The organism is Chryseobacterium sp. 2987 (assembly GCF_031456375.1).
GTDB lineage: Bacteria > Bacteroidota > Bacteroidia > Flavobacteriales > Weeksellaceae > Chryseobacterium > Chryseobacterium vaccae.
Genome location: NZ_JAVDUN010000005.1, coordinates 423,614 through 449,423, shown reverse-complemented (window position 1 = coordinate 449,423; position 25,810 = coordinate 423,614). Strand labels below are relative to the sequence as shown.

Annotated in this window: 27 protein-coding genes; 6 read left to right on the top strand and 21 right to left on the bottom strand. The window is 36.0% G+C overall.

Annotation, left to right across the window (positions count from 1 at the left end; translation table 11 throughout):
• Positions 1-66: 66 nt before the first annotated feature.
• The 6 genes from J2Y40_RS17515 to J2Y40_RS17490 form a co-directional block, all read right to left on the bottom strand.
• The gene (locus J2Y40_RS17515; protein WP_310000411.1) at positions 67-1,182 is read right to left on the bottom strand and encodes an FAD-dependent monooxygenase; all 1,116 of its coding nucleotides are present in this window, start codon (positions 1,180-1,182) and stop codon (positions 67-69) included.
• Between the two features lie 10 nt (positions 1,183-1,192).
• Positions 1,193-1,687, bottom strand: a complete 495-nt coding sequence (locus tag J2Y40_RS17510) for a GNAT family N-acetyltransferase (protein WP_310000407.1) — start codon at positions 1,685-1,687, stop codon at positions 1,193-1,195.
• Between the two features lie 9 nt (positions 1,688-1,696).
• Entirely contained in the window at positions 1,697-2,293 is a 597-nt protein-coding gene (locus tag J2Y40_RS17505; protein WP_310000405.1) for a hypothetical protein, read from the bottom strand.
• Between the two features lie 162 nt (positions 2,294-2,455).
• On the bottom strand, positions 2,456-3,322 hold the full coding sequence (locus tag J2Y40_RS17500) for an RNA polymerase sigma factor RpoD/SigA (protein ID WP_002979276.1): 867 nt from the start codon (positions 3,320-3,322) through the stop codon (positions 2,456-2,458).
• A 151-nt stretch (positions 3,323-3,473) separates the two neighbouring features.
• Positions 3,474-4,841 carry a PQQ-dependent sugar dehydrogenase gene (locus tag J2Y40_RS17495; RefSeq protein WP_153392438.1) on the bottom strand — a complete coding sequence of 456 codons (1,368 nt, stop codon included), beginning with the start codon at positions 4,839-4,841 and terminating at the stop codon, positions 3,474-3,476.
• Between the two features lie 307 nt (positions 4,842-5,148).
• Complete coding sequence (locus J2Y40_RS17490) at positions 5,149-5,940, bottom strand: S1/P1 nuclease (protein ID WP_153392436.1); 792 nt, start codon at positions 5,938-5,940, stop codon at positions 5,149-5,151.
• A 399-nt stretch (positions 5,941-6,339) separates the two neighbouring features.
• On the opposite strand from J2Y40_RS17490, the gene J2Y40_RS17485 reads away from it, so the two are divergent.
• From J2Y40_RS17485 to J2Y40_RS17475, 3 genes are read left to right on the top strand one after another with little or no spacing between them, the layout of a single operon-like run.
• Positions 6,340-7,257, top strand: coding sequence for a type VI secretion system baseplate subunit TssG (locus J2Y40_RS17485; RefSeq protein WP_231128626.1), 918 nt, complete (start codon positions 6,340-6,342; stop codon positions 7,255-7,257).
• 54 nt (positions 7,258-7,311) lie between these two features.
• Positions 7,312-8,214, top strand: a complete 903-nt coding sequence (locus tag J2Y40_RS17480) for a TssN family type VI secretion system protein (protein WP_310000402.1) — start codon at positions 7,312-7,314, stop codon at positions 8,212-8,214.
• A 27-nt stretch (positions 8,215-8,241) separates the two neighbouring features.
• Positions 8,242-9,381 carry a hypothetical protein gene (locus J2Y40_RS17475; protein WP_153392431.1) on the top strand — a complete coding sequence of 380 codons (1,140 nt, stop codon included), beginning with the start codon at positions 8,242-8,244 and terminating at the stop codon, positions 9,379-9,381.
• A 119-nt stretch (positions 9,382-9,500) separates the two neighbouring features.
• Here the strand turns inward: J2Y40_RS17475 and blaIND are convergent, their stop codons facing one another.
• Both blaIND and J2Y40_RS17465 read right to left on the bottom strand, forming a co-directional pair.
• On the bottom strand, positions 9,501-10,220 hold the full coding sequence (blaIND, locus tag J2Y40_RS17470; protein WP_310000399.1) for an IND family subclass B1 metallo-beta-lactamase: 720 nt from the start codon (positions 10,218-10,220) through the stop codon (positions 9,501-9,503).
• Positions 10,221-10,569: 349 nt separating this feature from the next.
• Positions 10,570-11,223, bottom strand: a complete 654-nt coding sequence (locus J2Y40_RS17465) for a metal-dependent transcriptional regulator (RefSeq protein WP_153392427.1) — start codon at positions 11,221-11,223, stop codon at positions 10,570-10,572.
• An 85-nt stretch (positions 11,224-11,308) separates the two neighbouring features.
• On the opposite strand from J2Y40_RS17465, the gene J2Y40_RS17460 reads away from it, so the two are divergent.
• A complete protein-coding gene (locus tag J2Y40_RS17460; RefSeq protein ID WP_310000398.1) occupies positions 11,309-12,343 on the top strand; it encodes an aminotransferase class V-fold PLP-dependent enzyme in 1,035 nt (344 codons plus the stop codon).
• Between the two features lie 11 nt (positions 12,344-12,354).
• Complete coding sequence (locus tag J2Y40_RS17455) at positions 12,355-13,371, top strand: phosphotransferase enzyme family protein (protein WP_153392423.1); 1,017 nt, start codon at positions 12,355-12,357, stop codon at positions 13,369-13,371.
• A 50-nt stretch (positions 13,372-13,421) separates the two neighbouring features.
• Here the strand turns inward: J2Y40_RS17455 and J2Y40_RS17450 are convergent, their stop codons facing one another.
• The 10 genes from J2Y40_RS17450 to J2Y40_RS17405 form a co-directional block, all read right to left on the bottom strand.
• Positions 13,422-13,922: a hypothetical protein gene (locus J2Y40_RS17450; RefSeq protein WP_153392421.1), complete on the bottom strand. Its 501-nt coding sequence runs from the start codon at positions 13,920-13,922 to the stop codon at positions 13,422-13,424.
• A 527-nt stretch (positions 13,923-14,449) separates the two neighbouring features.
• On the bottom strand, positions 14,450-15,007 hold the full coding sequence (locus J2Y40_RS17445; RefSeq protein ID WP_310000397.1) for a DUF4256 domain-containing protein: 558 nt from the start codon (positions 15,005-15,007) through the stop codon (positions 14,450-14,452).
• A 1-nt stretch (position 15,008) separates the two neighbouring features.
• A complete protein-coding gene (locus J2Y40_RS17440; protein ID WP_310000396.1) occupies positions 15,009-15,428 on the bottom strand; it encodes a DoxX family protein in 420 nt (139 codons plus the stop codon).
• An 18-nt stretch (positions 15,429-15,446) separates the two neighbouring features.
• On the bottom strand, positions 15,447-16,025 hold the full coding sequence (locus tag J2Y40_RS17435) for a YdeI family protein (protein WP_153392415.1): 579 nt from the start codon (positions 16,023-16,025) through the stop codon (positions 15,447-15,449).
• Positions 16,026-16,133: 108 nt separating this feature from the next.
• Entirely contained in the window at positions 16,134-16,592 is a 459-nt protein-coding gene (locus J2Y40_RS17430; protein ID WP_153392413.1) for an SRPBCC domain-containing protein, read from the bottom strand.
• Positions 16,593-16,672: 80 nt separating this feature from the next.
• Complete coding sequence (locus J2Y40_RS17425; protein ID WP_153392411.1) at positions 16,673-17,005, bottom strand: helix-turn-helix transcriptional regulator; 333 nt, start codon at positions 17,003-17,005, stop codon at positions 16,673-16,675.
• 158 nt (positions 17,006-17,163) lie between these two features.
• Positions 17,164-19,284, bottom strand: coding sequence for a carboxy terminal-processing peptidase (locus J2Y40_RS17420; RefSeq protein WP_310000395.1), 2,121 nt, complete (start codon positions 19,282-19,284; stop codon positions 17,164-17,166).
• 627 nt (positions 19,285-19,911) lie between these two features.
• Positions 19,912-20,385, bottom strand: coding sequence for a DUF6265 family protein (locus tag J2Y40_RS17415; RefSeq protein WP_153392407.1), 474 nt, complete (start codon positions 20,383-20,385; stop codon positions 19,912-19,914).
• A 111-nt stretch (positions 20,386-20,496) separates the two neighbouring features.
• Positions 20,497-21,306: a helix-turn-helix domain-containing protein gene (locus J2Y40_RS17410; protein ID WP_153392406.1), complete on the bottom strand. Its 810-nt coding sequence runs from the start codon at positions 21,304-21,306 to the stop codon at positions 20,497-20,499.
• Between the two features lie 208 nt (positions 21,307-21,514).
• On the bottom strand, positions 21,515-21,910 hold the full coding sequence (locus J2Y40_RS17405) for a VOC family protein (protein ID WP_153392404.1): 396 nt from the start codon (positions 21,908-21,910) through the stop codon (positions 21,515-21,517).
• 210 nt (positions 21,911-22,120) lie between these two features.
• Here J2Y40_RS17405 and J2Y40_RS17400 point away from each other — a divergent pair, with 210 nt between their 5' ends.
• Positions 22,121-22,645 carry a hypothetical protein gene (locus J2Y40_RS17400; RefSeq protein ID WP_153392402.1) on the top strand — a complete coding sequence of 175 codons (525 nt, stop codon included), beginning with the start codon at positions 22,121-22,123 and terminating at the stop codon, positions 22,643-22,645.
• A 68-nt stretch (positions 22,646-22,713) separates the two neighbouring features.
• On the opposite strand, the gene J2Y40_RS17395 is transcribed toward J2Y40_RS17400, so the two are convergent.
• From J2Y40_RS17395 to J2Y40_RS17385, 3 genes are read right to left on the bottom strand one after another with little or no spacing between them, the layout of a single operon-like run.
• Positions 22,714-24,393 carry an AlwI family type II restriction endonuclease gene (locus J2Y40_RS17395; protein ID WP_153392400.1) on the bottom strand — a complete coding sequence of 560 codons (1,680 nt, stop codon included), beginning with the start codon at positions 24,391-24,393 and terminating at the stop codon, positions 22,714-22,716.
• A gap of 6 nt (positions 24,394-24,399) precedes the next feature.
• Positions 24,400-25,311, bottom strand: a complete 912-nt coding sequence (locus tag J2Y40_RS17390) for a Dam family site-specific DNA-(adenine-N6)-methyltransferase (protein ID WP_310000391.1) — start codon at positions 25,309-25,311, stop codon at positions 24,400-24,402.
• Entirely contained in the window at positions 25,289-25,618 is a 330-nt protein-coding gene (locus tag J2Y40_RS17385; RefSeq protein ID WP_153392396.1) for a helix-turn-helix domain-containing protein, read from the bottom strand. The genes J2Y40_RS17390 and J2Y40_RS17385 overlap by 23 nt, the downstream gene beginning before the upstream one ends.
• Positions 25,619-25,810 lie beyond the last annotated feature (192 nt).

Sequence of the window (25,810 nt, the reverse complement as noted above, 5' to 3'; positions counted from 1 at the left end):
TCATAAGTTTAGTTATTTATTGAAAGCAGTCTGCTTCTTTTTTTATAATGATTTTCAGTAGCAATTTTATAATTCCAGCTGAATGATTTTTTCAACGGTTTTCTGATTCATGCTGTCAGGAGTTAAGCGCATCAACAAATTACGGAGCTTGTTTCCGTGTTCCCATTGCGAGATTTTCCCTATTGTGCGGCTCGTACGGACGATATAATCTACTTTTTTTCTTCTGATTCTTTGAAACTCTTCAAAAACACTGTTGAAATCCTTATTTTTTTCCAGCAGTTTACCAATAATATAGGCATCTTCAATAGCCTGGCAGGCTCCCTGACCCATATTGGGAGTCGTAGCATGAGCTGCATCTCCGGTAAGGCAAAGATTTTCAGAATGCCATTTAGGAATGGGAGAGAGGTCTGCAATTTCATTACAGATAATATTTTTCTTTGGTGTAGCCTTAATAAGATTGATTATTAAAGGATCAAAATCATTGAAAATTATAGCTACATCTAGTTTTTCGTCAAAGTTTTTTTCATTGATGCATGCGTACCAGTAGACTTTTTCCTCTGAAATCTGCACAAATCCAAAACGTTTTCCTTTGCCCCACATTTCAAAAGCTTCATGGAGAAATTTTGAAGGAAGATCGAAATGGGTTACTCCACGCCAGCATTTTTGCCCTGCATTTCTGATGGTTCCCGTTTTCAGGATCTGTTCCCGGACCTTTGATTTTATGCCATCTGCCCCAAAAACAATTTTGCTTTCTTTTGAATGTCCCTCGAAATGCAGCACATAATTTTCTTGCTTTTCAATCTGCAGGAGAGAATGATTGAGCTGAATAGATTCAAAACCTATATTTTCTGCCATAATCTTTTGCAGATCGGCTCTGTGTATGGCTACATTACAAGAATTATATTTTTTTTCAAATGCTGTGATATCTGTCTTTGAAATTGTTTTAAAAAATGGATCTGTAATAGAGATCCCGTGGATTTTATTTCCAGCATTTTCAATTTTTCCTTTAAGACCGAGCTGATCAAAGATCTGCATTGCGTTGACAGCCATCATGATTCCGGCTCCTACGGGTTTTATCTCCGGGGCAGATTCATAAATGGTGAAATCATATCCCTTCTGCTTCAGTACATTTCCCAATGCCAGTCCACCGATTCCTGCTCCTATAATTGAAATAGTATCCATGGGGCCTGTATTACAGATTTAATATATAATTTTCGGATACTTTTTTAAAACCATATTTTCCGAAAAAATGATGAGCTCCCGCATTGTTTACACCGCTTTCAAGCATGATAAAACTGATATTCCAGTTTTTTGATTCTTCCACCGCTTTTTCCAGCAGCATACTTCCGATAGACTGTCCTCTGTAAGACTGGTCTAGCAGCATATCTTCCAGAACAGCATATTTTTTAAAGCCATTGATGAGATGAAAAACCAATATCCCGATGATCTCATTTTGATCATTCTCCGCGATCAGAATTTTTAATTCAGTCCCTGAACCTTTAAAATCGTCTGAAAACTGGGCTTGTAATATTGTTTCAAGATCTGGATTCCATTGTCCCGGGCTTAAAGCTCTTCCGGAAATGATCTCGCCGTGAGAAATATAAGAATCTGTTTTATGGGTGATAAAGAAGCGGATCAGTTCTTTAATTCGTGTACTGTCTGTAAGCCATTGTGTGGTATATCTCATTGTTTTATCTTACTTCATATTTTTTAATTCGTTCAGTAAATTCTGCTGTCTGGTAATAAAATGTTCCAGACTGTCTGTTTTCAGTGGGTGGGCATTTTGATATTTCTGAATTTCAGGAAGGGTTTTCCTGATTTTAAAAGCAGTATATTGGTCTGTGATCGCCTCAGTATTGGTATTAATTTTCTTAATCAGTTCTTTTATATTGTTGATTTTAAGACTGTACTGATCCTTACTTATCTTAATCTGTTGTTCAACTTCTTTTTTTAAGAGTGAATCTTTAATGGCGACTGCTTTCTGATGAGCGTCCTGGTAATAAGATTCAGATTTACGGATAATAGGTTCATAAGAGGCAAGAACTTTTTCGCTATCCTGGTAAATTTTGGTTACCCTTTCATCCAGAGTCTTGAGATTGGTATCGATTTTGAGAAGTTCAGCATAAATATGATCGATCATATCATCAGAACGGTAACTTTCTTTCAGTGAACCGGAAACTGATGATTCCGCATTGTCTACTGCGTTGGCAACAATCGGAGGATTTTCAGGCCGGTTTTCTTTACAGGCTATGAAAGATAAAGCCAGTGCAGAGGCGAAAAGTATTTTTCTCATAGTAATTTGTATTTGGTGAATGAGAGCTGTTCTCTGATGAAGATCTTATTTCATCTTATCGAAACTTTAATTTTTCTATTAGTTGATAGTAAGCAGGTATTTGTTACAAAAAAAAAACGGAGCCTGAAAACAGACTCCGTTGAATACGTTGTTACGTTAAAATTATTTACCTAAATAAGATTTTAAGATCTTGCTTCTGGTATTATGTTTTAGTCTCTTGATCGCTTTTTCTTTGATCTGACGAACTCTCTCTCTTGTAAGATCGAAAGTTTCCCCGATTTCTTCTAAAGTCATCGGATGTTTTCCGTTCAGTCCGAAATAAAGTCTTACTAAATCAGCTTCTCTCGGAGTAAGAGTATTCAGTGCTCTTTCAATTTCAATCTGAAGAGATTCAAGCATCAGGTCTTTGTCCGGGCTTGGAGATTCTCCTGAACGTAAAACATCATAAAGATTAGAATCTTCACCTTCTACTAAAGGCGCATCCATAGACAGGTGTCTTCCGGAGTTTTTCATTGATTCTTTAATATCCTCTTCACTCATGTCAAGAACTTCAGCCAATTCTTCCGGAGAAGGTGGTCTTTCATTTTCCTGCTCAAGGTGAGCGTATGCTTTGTTGATTTTATTGATGGAGCCGATTTTGTTCAACGGAAGCCTTACAATTCTGGATTGTTCTGCTAACGCCTGCAAAATTGACTGACGAATCCACCAAACCGCGTAAGAGATAAATTTGAAACCTCTAGTTTCATCGTACCTTTTTGCTGCTTTCATCAATCCTAAATTACCTTCATTGATCAAATCGGGTAAAGAAAGACCTTGATTTTGGTATTGTTTGGATACGGAAACTACGAAACGAAGGTTGGCTTTGATTAATTTCTCCAGTGCTGCTCTGTCGCCTGCACGTATTCTTTGTGCCAATTCTACTTCTTCGTCCGCAGTGATCAGTTCCACTTTACCAATTTCCTGCAAATACTTGTCTAATGAAGCAGTTTCCCTGTTGGTAACCTGCTTAGTGATTTTTAATTGTCTCATCTATTTTTATCCTCAAAAAAGAGTTACTATATATTATACGTATGAAGTGGTAAAAAGGTTACACCAGTTTTAATTATTTTTTAAATTTATGGGGTATTATGGGATACATCAGATTTCAGGCTTTTAGAAATGGATGTGGCTTGCAATGATTTTATAACTTCTGAATTTTTAAAACTTGTGATACAGAACCTTTTTCCTTAATCTTCAAATAATAGAATCCAGCTGCCAGACTACTAATATCTATCTGCATTTGTTTTCCTTGAAAATGTACTTGTTTAATGAGCTTTCCGCTTATATCAACCAGATCAATCTCTGCAGTGGCATGATTCAATTTGTTTTGTATCGTGATCGTATTATTGGCAGGAACAGGGGTTGCTACCCAATTATTTTTAAAGGAAATTGTTTCTCCTGTACCCAGGCTGGTGGGTGTAGGGTCATATATTTCATAAATTTTATCAATCTTGTTGTTCACATTGTTGGAGTTACTGGTACTGACATATATTTTCCCATTAGGGGCAGCCATCACATCTCTTATTCTTCCAAAACTTACCTCAGGTATATCCACTTGTGAAATGACAGCGTTTTGATCAGCATTGAAAGTCAGTACATATAAGGCCTGATTTTTCAGTGAAGCCAGGAGTAATTTATTTTGCCACTGCGGGAAGAGCGGGTGAGTATAAAACTCAATACCGCATACGGCAATCGTTGGGGTCCAGGATTTGGCCGGTTCATAAACATTGTTGGCGTTGCAAAAAGTGGCCTCTGCAGGTAAATTGCAATAGCCTTCAACGTTGGGCCAGCCATAGTTCCTGCCGGCTTCTATGATGTTGATCTCGTCATCGTTGCTAGGACCGTGCTCACTGCTAACGAGTTTAGTGCCCATCATAGCCAGTCCTTGCGGATTGCGATGCCCAAAACTCCATACGGCTGATCCGGGTATAGGATTATCGCTGGGGATACTCCCGTCAAGGTTATAGCGTAGAATTTTACCGTTGAGTGATGCTGTATTCTGAGGAAAGCTCAGATCATTTGCATCACCTGTAGTCATATACAGTTTATTATTGCTAATGAGCAAACGGCTGCCATTGTGAATGACATTAGCCTCAATACTATCTTTTATCAATCTTTTAAAGGTAAGTACATCTGTAACCGGATTATATTCATATACCACTAATTTTTCACGATAATCATTTCCATTAAGCAGATAATTGTAAGAGCAGAATACTTCCGGGATATTAGGAAAATCGGGATGCAGGGCTAAACCAAGCATTCCTCCTTCACCATTATTGATAGACACGCCCTGTTCAAAGATAAGCTGCTTCATTTCACCGGTAACCGGATTGAGTCTCGAAATGGCACCGTGTCTTTGCGTGAACCAGATGCTGCCATCAGGCGCACTCACCATTTCCCAAGGAATATATAACCCGCTTTTAACTTCTCTTACGGAATAGTCGTTTGTTTGGGCAAAAACTTGAATATTAATAAATACAGCAATGGCGAACGTAAAAATTTTTATCATCGATTTAAATATTTAGTATTCAAATTTATATAAAAAACATATACAAAAAGACTTTTTGAGTTTGTTTAAATATTGATTTACAATATGTTATGTATTTTATTCTATAATTTTCCTGAAAGTGAGAATTTCTATTTATAAAAATCACATTTTTTTATATTTCTTTAATTGATTGTTCTTTTGTTTTTAATTTAATTTTTTTTTCAGAAAAGATATATAAACGAAAAAAGCGAAACCGAAGTTCCGCTTTTATAGTGAAGAATAAATAATTAAAAATTCTTTTTATGATTTTATTTTGAGCCAGCAGCCATTAAAACAACTCATTCAATAGTTTAGCCAGTCTTAATCCACCGTACAGAAGCTGTCTTTCCATTGTATCATTGAATTTATACTGGTAGTCGTAAGATAATTTTGAGCCATCCGGCGTCTGTGCATAGATTTTGTTGGCGATTTTATGAGAATCATACAGCCAGTCTTCTACAGTTCCGGTTTGGATTTGTTTTACTTCATCCTTAGATTTGATGTCTAAAAGTTTTGCATATTCTGTATAGCTGTATTTCTGAGAATCTACAAGCTTTCCATCCCATACAGAGTGAAGATTGGTTTTGTCTCCAAAATACGTTACATTAATTTTATTTCCACCAAGATCTTCGGCTCTTCCTACGTGCAGAGGCTGTGCAAGGTCTCCCATGATGTGGATCAGGAAAATCAAGGCAATTTTTCTGTCTTTTTCAGAAGTTTTAGCATCTTTAATCTGGCTGGATAAGGTGTTGATCTGGGTGTAAAGACTTGGACCTGCCTGAAGCTTTAAGTTTTGGTCAAATGCTTTAAAATCAACCTGCGGATCGATATTTACATAATGCCATGATGAAGCCTGTTTCCAAACACCTGTAGTATCAGACTTAATGAAATCTGGCCAGTTGGCCCAGTACGCCAGTCTTTCTTTGCCCATTATTTTTTTGATCTCCCTTCTTGTTTTCCCCGACAGGTGGTTTTCTGCAATCTCTGCGATAACTCTGTGTCCTGTAAGCCCCCATGCATAAGAATAAAGTGAAGAGGAGATGAATGCTAAAATCAGAATTTTAGAATAAATACTTTTCATTATAAATAACATTTTACAAGCTGCAAAGATACGGCCCGCTTTCGAATTGACCATTAAATAGTTCCTGATTATTCCCCCGAAGAATGTTAATAAAATTTAATCTAAATAAAAAAGGGAATGCATATCACTTATGATCTGTTTTATCAGTGTGAATTTTTACTGCTTAAACTGTTCACTATCAGTTTGAAAATTCATTGAAATGGTTTGTGCTAAAGGTTTGTTCAGAAGCTGTCTACCGTATTTTTACGGATTTTGTTACAGATTATTCCGTTTAATGTCAATAAATTAGTATTTTTAGAATAAAATTATTGGGAAAATATTTTTTCAAACTTACGAGATATATTATCTTTACCAGTCATAATCACAGGAAACACTATGTATGAGAATAATATTGTAGACATGAATTACAATAAGCTGCAGACGGACTTTAAAGCAGAAGCAGTGGCTGTAAACCTTTTGAAATACCATCGCGCGGTAAGCAATATATTTATTGAACGGATTGGGATTAACGACCGTGCTTACCTGAAAGACATTAAAAGTATTTCAAGCAGTTATTTAGGATTTGATGAGGAAGTATTTACGATAGAAACCTATAGGGAAGGCGTGTATGATTACCTTCCTGAAGGGTTGTTTCATCCACCTTCATTGGGAGCTTCCCGAAAGAATGTGGATACGGTAGTCCGTGAGATCCGTAAACAGAAAAGAGTAGAAGATGATGCCCGTAAGTTTTTCAAGCCTTTTGAGCTGGAAATATTTTTTACGGAGATCAGCGCATTGCTGAAAGAATCTGAGTTTGACATCACCAGCAATACTGATGCATTGTTGGAAACAGTGAGTGAACTATGGCCTCTGGTGAGAATGCTTGACCAGCAGAATGCCTATATTTTCATTCATATCCTGCCGTTTTTCCATCAGATAAGAGGTGATAAGAGATGGTTTGAAAGATGTATGACAGCTTTTCTTCAGGTTCCGGTAGAAGTTACTTTTACGCCTAACATCATAGACAAGATTGAGAAAAATGATGATTCTATGTTATTGGGGAATTCCAGGTTAGGAGTAACGTATATTCCGAGCGGAAAACATATGGACGGGCAAAGGAACTGGGTGGTGAATATAGGCCCGATTCCTTATCATGAAATGGAAAAATATATTCCGGGCAACCCGTTCAGGAAAGTACTGCAAGCCCTTTATGATTATTTTCTTCCTGTAACCGTAGATGTGGAAGAAAATTTCATTACAGAGAAACAGGAATATTCATTCTGTCTGGAAGATAATGAAAGAAACGCCAGCCGTCTCGGATACTCTACATTCCTCTAAAATAATTTATTATATTTACAACTACCAACAAAGTATAAATTCGAAAAGAAACAAATGGAAATTTCTTCAGTAAAAGGTATTTTTTTAAGGTATATATTAATGCCTTTAATAGCAGTTATTATGATGGCCATACTCGGGGTGATCAGAAGAAACAAACCTGCTATCAAAATTAAAGTAATTATTGTATACGTTCTTCTGTGCAGTTTATGTCTGGCTCTTCCCGGAATTTTCGGATTTGCGGGAAATCTTTTTAATCCGTACTGGTATCTTATTGCACAGGTGATTTTCCTTATTTTGGGTATTATTCATGTGAATTTAATGCACAGATATTTCAGAAAGCATATTGATTCTGTAGGAATGAGTATTTTATTTGAGTCGATTCTTTCATTAACATGTATTGCCTTCGGAGGATATTTGTTTACCCTGATTTTCAACTTGATCAATAAAGGGAATGGAAATGCAGTGATGTCTGCTACAAGTATGGCAATTTTTGTGGTTCCTATGGTATTTTATTACTGTTATATTCAGTTTATCAGTATTCCTTTCGATATTTATAAAACATGGAAATATTCACCGGATCAGAGACTTCCGGATTTTGAAGGAGCTGACTTTGACCGTTTAATGGTTCTGAATGTGGAATTAAGCAAAAACTTAGAAGATGCCAACCGTTTCAGAATTAAAGCCAAAACACTTCCCACGGGAATTACTTTTGGAGACTGGTTCTACAGGGTTGTAGATGATTACAACCATAAAAATCCAGGTTCTATCATCCACCTCTCCGATGTTGAAAAAGAACCATATTATTGGATTTTTTACACTAAAAAGTCGTTTTTCAGCTTTAGAAAATATATTGATTTCGACCAGGATATCACTACGAACGGCATTTCAGAAAATGAAGTGGTGATCTGTAAAAGAGTTATCCAGCACGAGGAAGAAGGCGTTATAAGAAGATCATAATCACAGAAAATTTAAAAAGTATTAACTATGATACAACCTATCAAACATTTTGCGATCAACTGGGTAGACGGGATGAAAGTATCCCAGAGACACCTTAATGATCAGGATAATTTTTTAATTGACACCATCAGAGATTCCAATTCATTGGGAATTTCCACCTATAATTACGGGCTTTTACCTATCTCTAAAGAATATACGGATAAAACCATTTTTGATGTTCACAATACGGCAACAAATGATGTACAGCTGGTGATTAAACACTGCAGCGCTATTACAATGGCCGGGTATCGTATTGATCTGAATGATAGGAGAGTGAGTGTGAAGTCACTTGCAAAATCAATGAATGAAGAGCAGGCAGATGGAGAATATTACATTCTGATCTCTGTAAACCCTTTTGATAAGGTACCTTTCGGAGATATTGACCCGGAAGAAATTCCGCCGCGCCACCCGAATGCACAACCTAATCATTTTATAGAGTTGCTTCCGGTAACTTCACTGAACAGCAGTTATTCAGGAGGAAATTACCTGATTATTGGAAAAGTGGATCTGAGAGCCAATATTGCACAGGTAGACTCTAATTTTATTCCGCCGTGTACATCTATTCAAAGTCATCCGGCTTTAGTAGATTATTACAGCAGTTTTGCTAAGTCTATCGGAAACCTTCAGCAGTATGCATTCAAAATCATCCAGAAGGCATCCCATAAGAACCAGAATACAGCACTGGCACAGAATGTAAAATATCTGTGTACAACGATGGTAAATACTTTTGGTGATGTTTATTTCCAGTTCAGAAATGTTATTCCTTGGCAGCCGCCGGTATTTCTGATTGAAGTATTTGCTAAATTAGCTCTTCATCTGTACAATGCAACCCAGATTCTGGTACCTGCCGAACTGGAAGAAATGCTGAACTACAGCTTAGAATGGAGTGAAATTGCCCCTCATACTTTACTGAACCAGCTTTCTATTGTAGCAGAAACCAATTATGACCACCACAACTGCGGCGAGCCGCTTCTTTATATCCAGCAGATGTTAAGAAGCCTTGAAACCATTTTCTCTAAACTGAGCGAACTGGATTATATCGGTCAGAAGAAAGAAAATATCATTGTTAATGAGCAGGAAGTATCCTCCAATAACAACCCAAAGAGAGGCTGGAGTGTTTTAGATTAATAAAAACATTTGAAAAATACAGATCCCGGATTAAAAAGTCCGGGATTTTTTTATATACTCATATTGATGAATTTTGGGATATAAAAAAAGACCTCACAGAGATTGCAGGTCTTTCTAATTTATTTTTTATTCAACAGTTCCAGCGTATGCTCTACGTGCCCGCCTCCTTTCCATTCATCATGCCCGGGAACAATCAAAGTAGCCTGGGAATATTTGGATTTCAGTTTTTCCATCGTATGAGGCCATTGCTCTACGTTGGCTTCTCCGGTGTAGCCTAGGTCTGTGGCTGCCTTACTTTTAACAAGACATCCGCCATCCAGTATGTTGTATTTAGGAAACCATACCACTACATTATCAGCAGTATGTCCTTCTCCAAGAAAATCCACTACAAATTCTTCTCCTCCTATACGGTATGTTTTTCCGGTTTTTATAATGGTGTTCGATGTTGCTTTTCCTTCTTTCTTCAGTAGTTCATTGGTTTTTTCAGTAGCATAGGTTTTGATTCCTTTGTTGTTATAAAAACTCAGGTCTCCGGCTCTGTCTGCATGTGAATGGGTAGCAAATACCGCAATAACAGGCAGGTTATGGCGTTTTTTTATGGTATCCATCAGGCTTTGATATTGTGTTTTCTGCCATGGAACATCGAACAGAACAACTCCTTTCTTTGTAATAAGATACATGGCATTGGTAGAGTATTCTTTCCCTCCAAACACACCGAAAGTTTTATAAATATAAAGATTGGGTTTTATAGGGGGCTCAATAACAAAATCTCTTACCTGAGCACCTGCAAAAGGGCTTAACAGCATGGAGACGATAAAAAACTGAATGCTTTTTTTCATAATTTCAGGGGATCATTAAAATTTCAGTATTAGTCAGAAGATTATTCTGAACAGAAAGTTTTGCAAACCTAGGGAAATTTAGGGTTTTCAGGTTTTTTTGAGAGGAGTTTAACCGTTTTTTAACAGTTGTTGTTTTTTTTGCGAAAAGACGCAATTATTTTTTTATCTGCCGGGGTATAAGACGCTAGGATTTTATCTACGATAAAATTTTGTAGGTTGATTTTCAGGAAATTTTAAAACCTGTTTCAATGACTTCGGATAAACATCCAGAAATTATTAATTTTAGACAGATTTTTGATTTTTAGCTACTGATGTGCGATTTTTTTATTAGTGCATCAGTGGCTAAAAACTATTTTTTAATTAATATTTTTTCGGTAGCCTTTTTGCTGAGAATTTCTTTTCTGCCACCGATTTCTATGGTCATCGATTTATCAAAGTTTTCAATTTTAATAATCTTCACTTTGGTATTAAGGAGGAGTTTTCTGTCATTCAAATAACTTAAAAAAGCATCATCAGAAAGAGTAACCGAAGCGAAAATTGCTGTTTCTCCAACCTCACAGCTGCTTAATTTCTGCAGGTCCTGTGCGATAATGTTTCCATCTTTATCCGGAATAGGTTCTCCATGTGGATCAAATTTCGGGTAATCCAGAATTTCGTCCATTTTATCAAAAAAGATCTGAGAATGTACATGTTCCAGCTGCTCGGCAATTTCGTGAACGTTTTCCCAGCCGAAATTCATTTTCTTAACCAGGAACATTTCGGTAAGTCTGTGTTTTCGGACTACCAAGGCGGCTTCGCGTTTTCCGTTTTCTGTGATGAGTAAAGGTTTATAGGTTTCGTAGATGACCCATTTTTTCTCTGCGAATTTCTTCATCATGTTATTCACACTCGGCATTTTTACGTTTAAAAATTTGCTGAGTTCGTTAATCGTCACTTTCCCTTCATTGTCAACTAAATGAAACAAAGCCTTCAGATAATTTTCTTCTGTTAATGTTGTTTTCAAAATGTTAGATGATTTTCACTACAAATCTAACAAAATAAAATTAAAAACTGTCTCTTGTTATTTTAACTTTTTATAATTTTACTTTATGAAATTTTCATTTAAAAACGACTATTCAGAGGGATGTCACCCGAATATTTTACAGGCACTTTTACAATATAATCTTGAGCAGCAGGCTGGCTATGGTGAGGATAAATATTCTCAGCAGGCGAAAGACTTAATTAAAGAAAAAATTAAAAAAACAGACTCGGATATTTACTTTATTTCTGGTGGAACACAGGCTAATCTTATCGTTATTTCTTCGATTCTAAGACCTTATCAATGTGTTATATCTGCGGCTTCCGGGCATATTCTGAATAATGAAACTGGAGCTATTGAAGCTACAGGACATAAAGTATTAAGTATTGAAACAGAAGACGGGAAACTTCGCCCTGAAGATATTATTCCTGTTCTTGAAAGTCATAAAAATATTCCGCATCAGGTAATGCCTAAGCTGGTGTATATTTCTAATTCTACAGAGTTGGGAACGATTTATCTGGCTGAAGAACTGGAAGATCTGTCGTCTTTCTGCAGGAAGAACGGACTATACCTTTTTATAGATGGTGCCAGAATGGGGCACGGTATTACTTCTGAAATCAGTAATCTGACGTTGGAAAAGATTGCCGAACTTACAGATGTTTTTTATCTGGGAGGAACTAAGAACGGAGCTTTAATAGGAGAAGCTGTTGTCATTAATAATCCGGATCTGAAAACAGATTTTGCATTCAATATTAAGCAAAAGGGAGCTTTGCTGGCGAAGGGAAGACTTCTCGGAATTCAGTTTCTGGAACTGATGAAGAATGATCTGTATTTGGATTTGGCAAAACATGCCAACACCCAGGCAATGAAGATGAAAAATGCGATGAAGGAGAGGGGAGTACAGTTTCTTTCGGATACCTATACTAATCAGATATTTCCCATTTTGAATAATGAACTGGTTGAGATTTTATCTGAAAGTTTTGAATTTTATGTCTGGAAAAAAATAGATGAAAAAACATCGGCAATACGACTGATTACCTCATGGAATACGGGAGATGAGCCTGTAGACCATTTTATTGAGATTATTACAAAAGAATTATCATAGGATTTTTATTTATGGAAACTATTTTTCCTGCAGTTTATTCAACGCTTTGTCCAGTGGCACTTTCTTCATTGATCTCCGAAAAATATGGGTTGAAAGATGTTATGTGCAGATTATTGGTTCGCGGAGTAGGTGATACTTACCTGGCTGAAACCTCTGAAAATCGCTTTATACTCCGTGTTTATCGTGCTTCCCATCGGAGCTTGCAGCAGATAGAGGAGGAAGTGACATTATTACTGGCCTTAAAACAAGCTGGTGTATCTGTTTCATATCCTATAAAAAATATTTCAGAAGAAGTAATCCTGAAAATAAATGCAGCCGAGGGAGAAAGGTGTGCCGTATTATTTTCTTACGCTCCGGGACAGGTAGTAAGAATGTTTAGTCAAGAGCAGCTTTATACATTGGGAAATGAAATGGCTCGTTTTCATAATGTATCTTCCAATATTCAGTTGGGAAATGCCCGATGGAACTTTGATTTTGAAACGACCATTTTGATGCCCCTGAAAAATTTGCAATCTGTTTTTACAGAAAACCCTGAAGATTATTTCTGGTTACAGAATAGGGTAGATCAAATCCACAAAAAACTGACTCAGATTGATGCATCCGGATTTTCAAAAGGATACTGTCATTTTGATTTCCTTCCTAAAAACTTTCATTTTGAAAATAATTCAGTTACCTTTTTTGATTTTGATTTTATGGGCTATGGCTGGCTGGTCAATGATTTAATGACCTTCTGGCAGCACCTCGCTTTAGATGTATACACTGGAAAAATGACTGCTGAAGCAGCGAAGGAGGCATTTGATACTTTTTTAAAAGGTTATCGTGAATTCCGTTCTGTAAGTGAGCAGGAAGTGGCTATGATTCCTTATCTCGCTTTCGGATTCTGGCTTTTTTATATGAATTTTCATACCACGCATGATCAGTTCTATGTTTTCAGCCAACCGGGACATCTTAAATGGTATGTAGGAATTTTGAAAAATGTGGTTGAAAATTATTGGGAGAAAGAAAATTCGGAATTTCAGAAAAAATAAAAAGCTGTTTCCAAATCATTGAAAACAGCCTGCTTTATAGGAATTATTTTTTATTTCAAAGCTTTGGCAACCGTTTTACAGTCTGCTGTGCTTAGGTTTTGTCCGTCTTTATAGCTGATCTTTTTCTCATCCGCATATTTTGACTGTCCGTCTTCTTCTTTATGTCCACCGATTCCTTCAATTAAAGTATCATCCTGCTGCAGGAAGAAAATATCTCTTTTGCTTTTCTTTCCTTCAGACTGGAATTCATAGGTTAGTTTTAATGTGTCTCCTGATTTAAAGCCCGTTACATCTCCTTTTGAGCTGTCTTTTTCGCTGTTTTTATAGGCCATTTTTCCGGTGATGGTTCCCAGATTGTCGTCAATGGATGCAAAAACGGTATCTTTTCCGGTAACTCCCATATAACAGAATGATTTTGGTCCCAGTGTGTCTACTACGGGTTCAGCTGCTGCAATCGTATCTTTTTCAATTTTTACAGCCGGAGCATCTGCTTTTTTATTACAGTTGATCAGAAAAACGGATAATGATCCCAGTAAGATTAATTTCTTCATACCTTAATTGTTAAATTCAAATTTAAGTGTACTAAATTAGCAATAGTATTTCAATATGAAAGAAAATCAGCTACAAAAAGCGGAAAGATATTATTAAACCAGCGATAAAGCTTTTTATTATCGTGGATTTATATTAAAATGTGCGAGGGCGCAAGATTTATCTCCGATAAAATTTAACACTATGCATAAATTTAAATTGTTAAAAAATTTTTGACCTTTTGACTTCGTTGAATCTTTGATTTATGATTAAAATAGGGTGTTATAAAGTGACAATTTAATTTCAAATGAATTTATATCATTTATCTCTATTTATTGGAATATCTTCATAAAATCTGTCTGATCTGCTTAATTTGCGAGATTGAAAAAATAATCCACTTAGATGATCATTGTTAAATTTTTTGAGAACTTTTGATTTTGCATCTTAAAATCAACAGAATAATTGGGAAAATATTTACATCTTGCCTCTTCTAATACTAAAATTTGAATTATTATATATTACTCATTACCTATTAATTATTACTTATTATTCATACTGTCAGCGCTCCTCTGAATCCCCGTGCGGCATAGTAGGAATCTGCACCATTGTGGTACATGAAAACTGTATTATAACGGCGGTCACAGAAGATAGCTCCTCCTAGTTCTCTGATATGAGAAGGTGTTTTTATCCAGCTGGATGTTTTCAGATCAAATTTTCCGAGTTCCTGAAGGTTTCGGTATTGTTCTTCGGTGAGGATTTCGATGCCCATTTCAGCGGCTTTGTCTATGGCGTTACTTTCCGGCTTATTGGCTTTTCTGGATTCCCAGGCTGGATAATCGTAGCAGAGACTTCTTCGTTTCGGACTTTCGGGGGAACAATCTGCGAACAGGTATTCATCAGTTTTTTTGTCATATCCTATCACATCCGGTTCACCTTCTGTTTCTTCCATTTCGTTTAAAGACCATAGTTTTTCAGGATTGGCCCTTAGTTTTGTCTGTATTTTTTCCCATATAAGGTCTTTATGACGGGACTTGTTTTTCTCAAAACGATTCTTCAGGATGGTTAAAAGAGATTCAGTTTGTTCGGGGGTTAATGTTTTCTTTTTCATATCAGATTTTGTTTTCAATTGAATGATTAGTTACGGAAATCTTTCTGTTGGCAGGTCTAAAATACCAGGAAATAATGACTAAGGCAAGTAACAGGACAGCAGGAAAAGTTCTTCCAACTGAATCTCCAACAATAAGATGAGAGGCTACAGCACCTGCCATGACAAAAATGAACCCTGCATAAGCCCATTCTTTCAAAATTAAGCGTTTAGGAATAAGAACGGCAATAACTCCGAGAAGTTTACAGATTCCGATAATGCTCATAAGATAAGTAGGGTAGCCCAGATTGGTAAAATTGGCAAGTTCATCTTTGTTTTTCATAAGCTGGACAATAGCCGTTGAGACCATTCCCAATGACATCCAGATGGTAAAGATCCAGTAAATGATTTTTTTTGTTTTTTGTGATTGAACTGATGTTTCCATTGTTGTGGTTTTTAAGTTTTAGTCATTAAGGCCTTTTCCGTCCAGGATTTGAGGAATGCATTTTTCAATTCTTGTTTCCCTGGTTTTGGATTGTTTGGCTGAAGAAAAGTGGAGTAGATAAGCTCTCTGCCTTCCCGGAGTTAGGGATTCAAAAGCATCCTTCAGCACAGGATCTTCATCCAGTTTATCCTGAAATTCCTGAGGCATTTCAAATTCTTTAGTTTTCTTCATTTCGACTTTAGCTCCCGATTCTTCAATTTCAACGGCTTCAAACATATAAGCCTGAAGTTCTTTTTCCAAATCAATGATTTGCTGTACTTCTGTAAAGCGGATTTGCCTTGCAGCCTGTACATTTTTGCTTTGCTGGATTAAAATATGATCAGGATCTTTCATTAGTGCACCTTTAAAGAAGAGTAGAGCACAATATTCTTTAAATCCGTGAATTAAGAAAATATTTTTTCCCTTGTAGGTATAACAGGGACAGCCCCATTTTAAATCTTCTGTCAATTCGGTGCTTAGGGCAATTGTTCTTAATTTTTCAAATTCTTTTTGCCATTGTCCGGCATTTTTGAAGAAAAAATCAACTTTTGGATTCATTGGAATTCAGGGTTTAAAGTTTAAAACTTAATGTTCAAGGCTGCTATCCTTTCAATAGTAATTTGAGGCTTTTAATCTCTCATCTATTCATCTATTTTCTTTTCTCTCTTATTTAAACATGTCCTGTAAACGATTATGCGCCATATTAATTCCCTGGGCGAATGGCATTTTCAGATGCTGATCTCTGAAGTCTACAGATTTATAAATAGTCTGGATCGTGATTTTACTGGTGATATCCGTTAATTTTTCAAATTCTAAAAATTCGAACTGTACAGGGAAAGGGGTATTTTCCATCTGAAAAGTTCTTATAATCTTCTCGTTCTGAACAATATCATGAATGGTTCCATTGGCACTGAACACTACATGACCCTGAGGATTTAAGGTTTCGAAACGATAGCTTCCATGCTGTTTATTTTCAAATTTTGTCACTTTTGTACCCATCCATTGCTCGAACAGCTCAGCTTCTGTATAGGCTTTGAAAAGGAGTTCTACAGGAAGATCAAATTCTCTGATGATGAATATTTCCTGTTTTCCGTCTTCTGCGTGGATTTTTGTTTTGAGTTCCATATTATATTTTGAATTTGAGGGTTTAGCATGGATGAAGGTTGATACTAATTGACGTCTATTATCTATTAGTCTTTCATCTTTTATCTCTTATTATTCATGTTCTGGTATGCCTTCATCACACTTTCCAGTTTATTGAATTTCTCATCCCACATTTTGCGGAATGGCTCTATGAAATCGGCAATTTCTTTCATTTTATTAGGATTGAGGTGATAAATAATTTCACGGCCGTTTTGCTCTGATCTCAGCAGTTCACATTCTGTAAGGATCTGAAGGTGTTTGGAAACGGTAGGTCTTGCGGTATCGAAATTGGATGCAATGGCTCCGGCAGTCATGGATTGAGAAGCTACCAGCATCAATATGGATCTTCTGGTAGGGTCTGCGATGGCCTGAAATACATCTCTTCTTAAATTCATTGTGTAGTTATTTGACTACAAATATATGTGTAGTTATTTAGCTACGCAAATTTTCTAAATAAAATTTTTAATTTTAATAAAAAAGAGCTCAAAAATGTAGGTTAAATACATTCATGAGCTCTATATGGGCTTCTTAATTTCAGGGTAAGAGAGTGTGCTTAAGACCTGCTTTTGAGATCTCCAATTATGTTTATTGCTTCCTGTAGATATAAATCTCTTTGCAGGTTTTTAACCCATATTTCTGATTTATTTTTGAATGCAGCATCACTTTTCTCTCTTTCAATATCCTTTGGATACATAGTGAATTTAAGACCGCTTTCTAATGTATTTAAAGCTTTGAATTTTTCAGTCTGAATCTTTCTCTGTTTCATAAGATCATTGAATTTCTGGATGTTCAGAGGGACTGTTTTTTCTTTATCCAGATTTTCTCTCCATTGGGCATATTCAAGTAATAACTGGTAGTTACTGTTTTTAGCAATTCTTTCCGTGCTTACTTTCTGTAAAGCCTGAACATCGAAAAAGTTTTGTTTATTGAAACTTGTTCCCGGTATTCTATCCCAGGCTAATGCAAAATCATCATATTTTTCACCTATTTCAGCATAAGATAGGATATCTTTCATAGGAATATCTGAGGTAACTCCTTTTCTTTGGGTAGATTCTCCTGTGATTCTATAATATTTCTGAATGGTTAATTTTATAGCACCAAAGTCTTCCTGAGTATTGAGAAACTTGTTCAGATCTACAAATACCTGTACAGTCCCTTTTCCATAAGATACCGGAGATCCCATGATTACGGCTCTTCCATAATCTTGCATAACTCCGGATAAAATTTCTGCTGCAGAGGCTGAAAACTCATTCTGTAGAATCACAAGCGGACCACTCCAGACCGGAGTTTCATTTTTATTTTTTAAAGTTGTTATCTTTCCATTTCCATCCTTCACCTGCACATACGGACCTGCATTTGCAAAAAGCCCCAGAATATCACCTACTTCTGTTAAAGAACCGCCTGAGTTGTCTCTGAGGTCAAGAACAATTCCTTGAATATTCTGTTCCTTAAGTTTGATAATTTCATTTTTAATATCATCAGATGCATTTCTTCCATCTTTATCTTCAAAGTCAGCATTAAACTTTGGCAAATTAATAAGTCCGTATTTTTTATCGGATGTATTTACAATAATACTTTTAGCAAAAGTATCTTCAATAGCTATTTCTTCGCGAATCATGGTAACATCTTTAATGGTTCCGTCTTTTTTCTGTACCGTTAAAGTTACTGCCGTTCCCTTTTCACCTCTGATTAATCTTACGGCTTCGCTGGAAAGCATCTCAATAATATTGACAGCATCATCATTTGGATTAGATTTTATTTTTAAAATCTTATCACATTCAGTCAGCTGTTTAGATTTCCAGGCTGGGGCTCCAACTGTTAATGTACTGATATAAAGGCCACCTTTTTTTTCCTGGATCATCGCGCCTATCCCAATTATTTTTCCTTTGAAGTCCGAATCATAATCTTCTTTTCCCTGCGGTGAATAATAAGTGGTATGTGGATCGAAAACATGAGCATATGAATTCATGTATAAACTAAACCAATCCATCTTTTTCCTTTTGTTGAACCTTTTAAATTTTTCTTCCAGAAAATCTTTAACATTTTCTGTGGCTTTTTTTATTTTTTGATTTTGGCTTAATACTTCAGGTTTATTAATATTGCTATCTTTATTAGCAGAATCTTTATTTTTTTCTTCCGCTTCATCTTTACTGTTCATGGATTCTATTTCTTGCAGAATACTATATTTGATAAATTTCTTCCACTCATTATAAAGCTCCTGTTTATTAGCCGGTGCTTTTTTCAGCTTGGGTTCCAAAATCAATGTTTCATCTTCTTCCAGATTGATAGGTTTACTGAAAATATCCTGAGTAATCTTATCAATTTCATTCATCCTTTGATAAAGCTTATCGACTGTAATTTTATAAAAGGTTAAATCTCCATTGTTCAGATAATCGTCCAGTTTTGTTTCATATTTACGGAATTCATCCATATCAGACTGGAGAAAATATTTTTGTGTAGGATCTATCAATTCAAAATAATGTTTATAAACATCTTTTGAGTAAGCATCATTAATGGTTTTTGGACTGTAATGCAAATAAGACAAAATATTCTTCGTATTGATCATAATCACCTGCATTTTTTCGTCTTCATCTCTGGGCGAGTTGAAACCGAACATCAAAAAAGTAAGGGGAAGCAGGAGTAAAAAGCGGGCGGGTCTTAAATTTTTCAACATAGATCTGATGGTGTTTTTTAATAAGGGATTGTAATTAATTGGTATTAATTTAATCCTTCTATTAAATTTTTAAGCTTTTATTTATTGTATTGTTACTAGTTTATATATTTTCAGTTGAAATATTATTTCATCTGAATTTTTAATATGTTTTGTGTAAAATTCATGTGAATGTATGAAAAAATATTTATCTAAATGAAAAGCTGAAGATTTTAAAATCAAATTTATACTAAATCCTTGAAAGAGCCTACAGAAGATGGTTTTGAGCCGGGAGACAGAGTAGTGGTGACGGCTTGCAGAAACAAAATTGTTTTAGAAAAGGAGATGATTTATGAGTAAATGTATGTTGCAAAGAATGTTTTATATTCTATGCTGGTAAAAGATTTGTAGAATCTGTGGAATTTGTGCGAAACCAGATTAAAAGTTATGAAAATTTCCCACAGATTACTGAAGTCAAAAATTAAAAAAGTATGTTTTTTAGTTTAGGCTTTGTATGGGAGAGTAAAGACGTGGATAAGTAAATTTGGACGAAGCGGTATGGGTCAGGTTTCGGCGGCCTCCGGCCGCCGAAACCTGAAAAGCTAAACCATAAAAATTAATGATTGTTCATTGCAGAAACAACCATCATTTCTATTTTATCTTCCTCATTGGAAACTGCTGTTTCATTTCCCGACCGTGTTTACTTCCTGAAATTTCTGCCAATAGAGAGTCTTTTCCTGTTTTTTTATAAGAAATAGCTTGTGGAAAATCATGAAGAGGGTTTTCAAACACAGTCGCTTTCTCTTCAGAGGTATTTTTTGAAACGAAGCTTACAGGAAATCCACCGTTTTGTTTTTTTACAGAGACTATATAATGCAGTTTTTTATCTTTTTCTACAAGCTGAACAGTCTCAAATAGCAGAGTGTCTTTATTCTTCAGAAAATAGCTTTTACCCTGAAATTCAAAGTTACTTTTTCTTGTCCATGTCTCATATAAGCTGCCTTTGGGAGTTTTGGTTTCCCAGGTTCCGAGGAGCCATTCCATTTTTTTGAGTTCACTTTGCTGTTGTGCCCAGCTTCCTGCTGTTAATATCGCGATTATGGCGAGGATTAGTTTTGATTTCATTGTCGTTCTGTTTTATGCTGACAAATTTCAGGTATAAGACCTACTTAAAATTGTAAAAATGCGACAAGGTAATTTTTTGGAGCTGGAAATAACTGAAATCCATCTAAATCATCATTCTGTTCCATAGAAAAGGGAAGACATTTTCAGGTTTTCACCATAGAACTCTTTGGGGGTAAGCCCGGTAAATTCTTTAAAATCTTTGATAAAATGAGCCTGGTCGTAGTATTCAGACTCATGGGCCAGAGCCGTAAGATTAGAGTATTCTTTATGGAGAAGAAGTTTGAGGGTCGTTTGCAGTCTGATAATTCTGGAAAGCTGTTTGGGGCTTAAACCGATTACGGAGGAAAATTTACGTTCCAGTTGTCTTCGGTTGATATTGGTTTGTCGGGAAAGCTCATTCACAGATATTTGTCCGTTAACATTCAGCAAAAGATCTACTGTAGATTGAACAATTCTGTCAATGGTTTCTGTATTAAGCCTTCCGAGTAAAAATGCTTCTACCAGATCTATTTTATCCTCAGTTCTTTTGGCAAGGATAACTTTACTTTCAAGTTCAGTTCCGGAATTTCCGAAGAGTTCCACCAATGAAACTGCTTTATCATCCATTTCTTTTATAGGAATCGTTGCAAACGGAATAAAACCGTCATGATGGAACCGGACAGAAAATATCCCTGTAATTCCCGTGGGCTCTATCTTTAAAGGTTCGGTAAGCTGACCGAAAACACAGCTTCTTGGCTGTACAGTGGCTTTTCCGTCAATATATTGTTTATACAGGTCACCGTGGTGAAAGATCATTTCCATACATCCATCCGGAACGATGGTCTGGGTTTGAGGAACGTCTTCTTTGGCACTGTCCAGGGTCCAATAACACTTAATAAGATCTGCCAGATCAGGATGGGGCTGGAATGTATGATAATCCATATATTTCTCAATATTCTGAGCTTATAAAACTATAAATAAAAATGGAAATAATTTGAATTTTAGAATAAATCATGAAATAAACTCATTTATATGCAAAAACGCTTAGAAGCCCGTATAGGGCGTCTTTTTTCATCCAGTAACTATGCTATTTACCTGAAAAAAGAGACGCTAAATTGAGAAAATATTTTCCGTTTGGTTTTCCCGGTTTTTACATATGAAATACATTAAATTTATGACCGTCAGGGTCTGTAAAGACAAAACCATAATAATTTGGTCCAAAGCTTTCCGGGGGCGAAATAACTGTTCCTCCGGCTTTTTCAACTTCCTCAGCCCATTGGTCGGCTTGCTCTATACTCTCGGCTGAAAGAGTGAAGATGATTTCGTTGGCAATCTGGGAATCACCAAATTTCATCATTTTCAGATTATTTTCTATAACTTTTTTCAGAAAGAAGTGGATGACAAAATCCTGTTCCCCGAAGAAAAAACTTACCAGTTCGTTGGAGCTGTGTGGATTATTGGGCTTAAACCCAAGACTGGTATAAAATTTTTGTGTGCGGTCCAGATCGGCTACAGCCAGATTGGCCCAGATCATTTTAGGTTTCATATTATTTTATTTTTTGTTGAGAATAAAGGTATTTTATTTCATCAGCATAAAACTTGCCATGTGGTAAGTTTTTGTAATTTTATTGGACAGATCATAAAAATTAATGTGGAAGGGCTTTGGCTAGGGCAGAATAAAGAATTTTAGGAAAGATTTTCTTTAAATGAATTTAACATAATATATAAATTAACAAAGAAGAAATAGGAAAAAGTAATGGAATTAAGAAAGGAAATAGAACCTGATTTTGAAACAGCAGAAAAGCTTTATCCGGATGTTTTAAACCTCATTTTAGATTATACAGCATACTGCGATGAGCATGGAGATGAAGATTCCAGCGAATATAAAAATCTGGAAAATAAGCTTCATAGAATGACAGGTAAAGACATGTCACAATTTAATCTTTGGGAATGGTGGGAAGGCAATGGAGCTGAAAACCTTGCTTTTGACATATGTTTAGCGGATCCTGAAAAGGTTGAATGCCTCACCAAAAGTGAATTGGCCGAAATTGTAAGGCGGATGAAAACCTTTGAAATTCCTGACCCTGATGATAAATCCTTCAGGTCTCTGTTTTACAATTATATATGTTTTGGCAGTGATTATTATCCCAATTTCTTGAAAATAAACTGTAAGACGTATGATATCAAGCTGTTTCAGAGGCATAAAAATAAAAATGGGGAATATTTTGAACACAGCGAAGAAGAGATTACAGACCAACTTTGGAACGGAGGTATAATTTAGTATACCCTAATCTAAATAAATAAAAAAAGGGCAGGAGGGTACCTATTATTGGTAATCCTAAGAAATCTCTATTGATTCAGCCAGTTCAGTGCTTCCTTTGTTATGGCGTTGTGCCAGTCTGCCTCGTTGTCCAGAGTGTTGGCTAATTCGTTTGAGCGTTCAAAAAATCGTTGGACATGTCTGGGTTCCGGCACATAATGCGCTTTATGTGAATCCTCAACCATCTTTAAAAATATATTCAATGGAAGAGGGATGATGGTGGAAGTTCCTCCATAAAATTTAATATTCATTTTGTGTAAAGCATAAAAATGCGCAATACAGGCTTCATGTATTTTGGGAGCAATAAACAAGCAGTAAGCGGGTTTATCTATTTCGCGTTTTAATTTCGCAAGATGCCGGGTTACTGGTTCACCTTCGGTTTCGTATTGTCGCTGGCCGTTTTGCATGGTGACTTCTACAGTCAATCCAAAAGTTTCGTAATCACAGACAATATCTGCCATATTTCCCTGCGCAGTTGACATAGGATTTCCGAAGTCGTCAAATTTTAAATTCGCTTTAATATTACCTCCATCCAGCATCGTCATTGCCCGCCAGGTATTCCATTCTAACATCAGAGGGGCATCATACAATGAATTGGCGATTATCTGTTCAAATGTTGTATTGATGTCTTCATAAAGACGATAATCTTTTATGGCTGAAATCTGGTGTGCTAGTATTTGTTCTTTTCTGCTTTCTAACTCGTCAGCAAATATGTCTTTAAGATCCTGTAAAGTCGCAGTGGCAGATATCGTAAGTTCCGGAAATTCACTGTGAATTTTTTCCTCAAGTAATTCTCTGTTGTCAGTTAGTAGGGTTGGTATCGTTGCATTACCCAGATAATCTATGTATTGTTCTTCGTTGTCAATAAAGCAGGGGGTTCTATCGGTGTGCTCTAAAAAATAATCAACTTCTTCCATTTTTTCAGGAACAATGGAAACTGTTTTTCCTAAATGTGAAATATTGACTAAACCCGTTGCTCTCAGATAGCGGATACAGGCATCAGCATAATCCCGCATATTACTGGCTTTTGTACTCAAAAATTTTGGTACTGAAGCATCAGCCGTTTCTCTTGTTTTTGTGTTGCCGGAGCTAATGTCAGAATGATAAATTTCTCTTAATTCCCGGTCAAAATATTCAGCACGAAATTGTTTATAATTGCCTTCGTTTTGTGCTTTAGCTGCTCTGAAACGGTCAATTTTAGCCGTAATTTCATCAAAATTCCGATAATCCGTTAACTGCAGCCCGAAAATCATCAATTCATCAAATTTCAATGAGCCAAACTGCCTGATCAATCTGAAAAGCTCGAGATAAGGTTTTACCCAAAAATCGGCAGAATTTTCACTAGGTTTATGAAATGGGGAAGGAACCTGAAACTTAAGGAGCTGCCTCAGAAATATTTCATCTTTCCGCTTTGAATTGACCAGTTCTTCTCCTGCAGGAGTTAGACGTATTTCGGGGGAAAGAATTACAAAACCAAGTGCTTTAGGGGCTCTGTTTATCCGGTCTCTTGCGCTGAACGCAGGGTCATTTGCTCCCTCTCCATTGAAAAAGTTTTCCTCCTTCAACAGCTCCATAAATTCTCTCTGCGTTTCGACATTCCATTTTTGTCCTGCAAAATGAGTGTTTAATAACTCAATTTCAGGAATCATTTTAGCAGGAGTTCTCGGAGAGGTGGTAACGAATATTACTTTACTGTTGATACTTGCCATGGAAGTTTAGAGCGTTAATTCTTTATTTAATTTTAATGCTTCAACCTGTTGTTCAGCAATGTTTCCATAATTGGAAATTAAAATATGAGAAGCAGAAGTCTTAAAACGGTTTCGGATATTGACAGAATACGATTTTCCATATTCATCCACAATCATATCTCCGTACAATTTTTCAGTTAACGGAGTCCGCCCAATAACCATCAATGCCTTGCATTTTAATCGTTTGTATGCATTGGCTAATTCAGTGTGATTTTTCTCATCAAAACCTCCGTCTTTATATTCTACATTTCCGTAATCAGAAAAAGTACAGTCATAAGGAGGGTCTAAAAACATAAAATCATCTTCTTCTGCCATTTCAAAAATAGCCTGGTAATCAAGGTTATAAATGTCAGTATTCGTAAGCAATTGGCTGTGAGCTTCTGTTACCAAAGCGGTATTAAAATTGACATACCTGCCATAAGGAACATTAAATTCTCCCCTCGAATTGTAACGAATCATACCTGAATAAGCTGTTTTATTGATGAAGAAGTAGAGCAAAGCATCTGAATATCTTTTCTCCGCCAGATCATTAAACATATCTCTGAGCTGATAGTAAAGAGCTTCGTTATGATCCGTAACTCTTTCATTGGGTGTTAAAGCTTTTAATTCTTCAAACTGCTTTCTGTTGGTACGGTAGATTTCCTCAATTTCTGAAAGCTCGTGCTGTAAAGTTTCAAAATCAGTTCTTACACCTTTATAAAATGTCATCAGCTTTGAATTGATGTCATTAATAATCGCTTTTTGAGGCTCAAGGTGAAAGAACATGGCTCCGCCGCCAAAAAAAGGTTCAATGTAGCGGCCGTTAAATTCCGGGATATGTTTTTTTAAGTGTGGAATTTCCTTTGATTTTCCGCCTCTATATTTTACTAGTGGTTTCATGTTCTGTTTTAGAATGTTGGTGAATAGCGATGTTTTCTGCCACAACACTAAGAATTTGTGCTGCTTCATCTTCTTCGGCAATAATATTATAAACTTTGTCTGCTGACCACAATCTAAGGAGTTCTTTTGTATCAGCTTGTAATAAGTTTCCGAGAACGATAACCTGTTCACGTTTTGCCTGTCTGTCGCCTTTTTCGATTTTACAATAGGTTGCTGTGTCAATTTCCAAAATGGAAGCTAACTGTCTTTGGGGAATCTGCTGTTGCTCCCTAAGCATTCTGAGTTTGGAACCAAATATACTTGACATTTTTTATCTTGACATTATTTGGCAAATATAATGATTAATTTTCATCCCAGGATTCTTTCAGAGTTCTGTTAATCGAGAATTAAATGAAAAGATGAAATAGAATAAAAGGCTTTAAAATTAGAATTTAATAATTCCTATAATTTATATTATGTTAAATTGTAATTGTTTCTATATAAAACATTCTGTTGGATC

Excerpts from the sequence above, each read along its gene's own strand:
- blaIND (WP_310000399.1), bottom strand. The coding sequence starts at position 10,220 with ATGAAAAAAAGCATTCAGTTTTTTATCGTCTCCATGCTGTTAAGCCCT.
- J2Y40_RS17480 (WP_310000402.1), top strand. The coding sequence starts at position 7,312 with ATGGAAATTTCTTCAGTAAAAGGTATTTTTTTAAGGTATATATTAATG.
- J2Y40_RS17495 (WP_153392438.1), bottom strand. The coding sequence starts at position 4,841 with ATGATAAAAATTTTTACGTTCGCCATTGCTGTATTTATTAATATTCAA.
- J2Y40_RS17440 (WP_310000396.1), bottom strand. The coding sequence starts at position 15,428 with ATGGAAACATCAGTTCAATCACAAAAAACAAAAAAAATCATTTACTGG.
- J2Y40_RS17395 (WP_153392400.1), bottom strand. The coding sequence starts at position 24,393 with ATGGCAAGTATCAACAGTAAAGTAATATTCGTTACCACCTCTCCGAGA.
- J2Y40_RS17385 (WP_153392396.1), bottom strand. The coding sequence starts at position 25,618 with ATGTCAAGTATATTTGGTTCCAAACTCAGAATGCTTAGGGAGCAACAG.
- J2Y40_RS17490 (WP_153392436.1), bottom strand. The coding sequence starts at position 5,940 with ATGAAAAGTATTTATTCTAAAATTCTGATTTTAGCATTCATCTCCTCT.
- J2Y40_RS17485 (WP_231128626.1), top strand. The coding sequence starts at position 6,340 with ATGAATTACAATAAGCTGCAGACGGACTTTAAAGCAGAAGCAGTGGCT.
- J2Y40_RS17410 (WP_153392406.1), bottom strand. The coding sequence starts at position 21,306 with ATGGATTATCATACATTCCAGCCCCATCCTGATCTGGCAGATCTTATT.
- J2Y40_RS17455 (WP_153392423.1), top strand. The coding sequence starts at position 12,355 with ATGGAAACTATTTTTCCTGCAGTTTATTCAACGCTTTGTCCAGTGGCA.
- J2Y40_RS17500 (WP_002979276.1), bottom strand. The coding sequence starts at position 3,322 with ATGAGACAATTAAAAATCACTAAGCAGGTTACCAACAGGGAAACTGCT.
- J2Y40_RS17475 (WP_153392431.1), top strand. The coding sequence starts at position 8,242 with ATGATACAACCTATCAAACATTTTGCGATCAACTGGGTAGACGGGATG.
- J2Y40_RS17450 (WP_153392421.1), bottom strand. The coding sequence starts at position 13,922 with ATGAAGAAATTAATCTTACTGGGATCATTATCCGTTTTTCTGATCAAC.
- J2Y40_RS17510 (WP_310000407.1), bottom strand. The coding sequence starts at position 1,687 with ATGAGATATACCACACAATGGCTTACAGACAGTACACGAATTAAAGAA.
- J2Y40_RS17405 (WP_153392404.1), bottom strand. The coding sequence starts at position 21,910 with ATGAAACCTAAAATGATCTGGGCCAATCTGGCTGTAGCCGATCTGGAC.
- J2Y40_RS17400 (WP_153392402.1), top strand. The coding sequence starts at position 22,121 with ATGGAATTAAGAAAGGAAATAGAACCTGATTTTGAAACAGCAGAAAAG.
- J2Y40_RS17445 (WP_310000397.1), bottom strand. The coding sequence starts at position 15,007 with ATGAAAAAGAAAACATTAACCCCCGAACAAACTGAATCTCTTTTAACC.
- J2Y40_RS17425 (WP_153392411.1), bottom strand. The coding sequence starts at position 17,005 with ATGAATTTAAGAAGAGATGTATTTCAGGCCATCGCAGACCCTACCAGA.
- J2Y40_RS17390 (WP_310000391.1), bottom strand. The coding sequence starts at position 25,311 with ATGAAACCACTAGTAAAATATAGAGGCGGAAAATCAAAGGAAATTCCA.
- J2Y40_RS17415 (WP_153392407.1), bottom strand. The coding sequence starts at position 20,385 with ATGAAATCAAAACTAATCCTCGCCATAATCGCGATATTAACAGCAGGA.
- J2Y40_RS17420 (WP_310000395.1), bottom strand. The coding sequence starts at position 19,284 with ATGTTGAAAAATTTAAGACCCGCCCGCTTTTTACTCCTGCTTCCCCTT.
- J2Y40_RS17430 (WP_153392413.1), bottom strand. The coding sequence starts at position 16,592 with ATGGAACTCAAAACAAAAATCCACGCAGAAGACGGAAAACAGGAAATA.
- J2Y40_RS17505 (WP_310000405.1), bottom strand. The coding sequence starts at position 2,293 with ATGAGAAAAATACTTTTCGCCTCTGCACTGGCTTTATCTTTCATAGCC.
- J2Y40_RS17435 (WP_153392415.1), bottom strand. The coding sequence starts at position 16,025 with ATGAATCCAAAAGTTGATTTTTTCTTCAAAAATGCCGGACAATGGCAA.
- J2Y40_RS17460 (WP_310000398.1), top strand. The coding sequence starts at position 11,309 with ATGAAATTTTCATTTAAAAACGACTATTCAGAGGGATGTCACCCGAAT.
- J2Y40_RS17515 (WP_310000411.1), bottom strand. The coding sequence starts at position 1,182 with ATGGATACTATTTCAATTATAGGAGCAGGAATCGGTGGACTGGCATTG.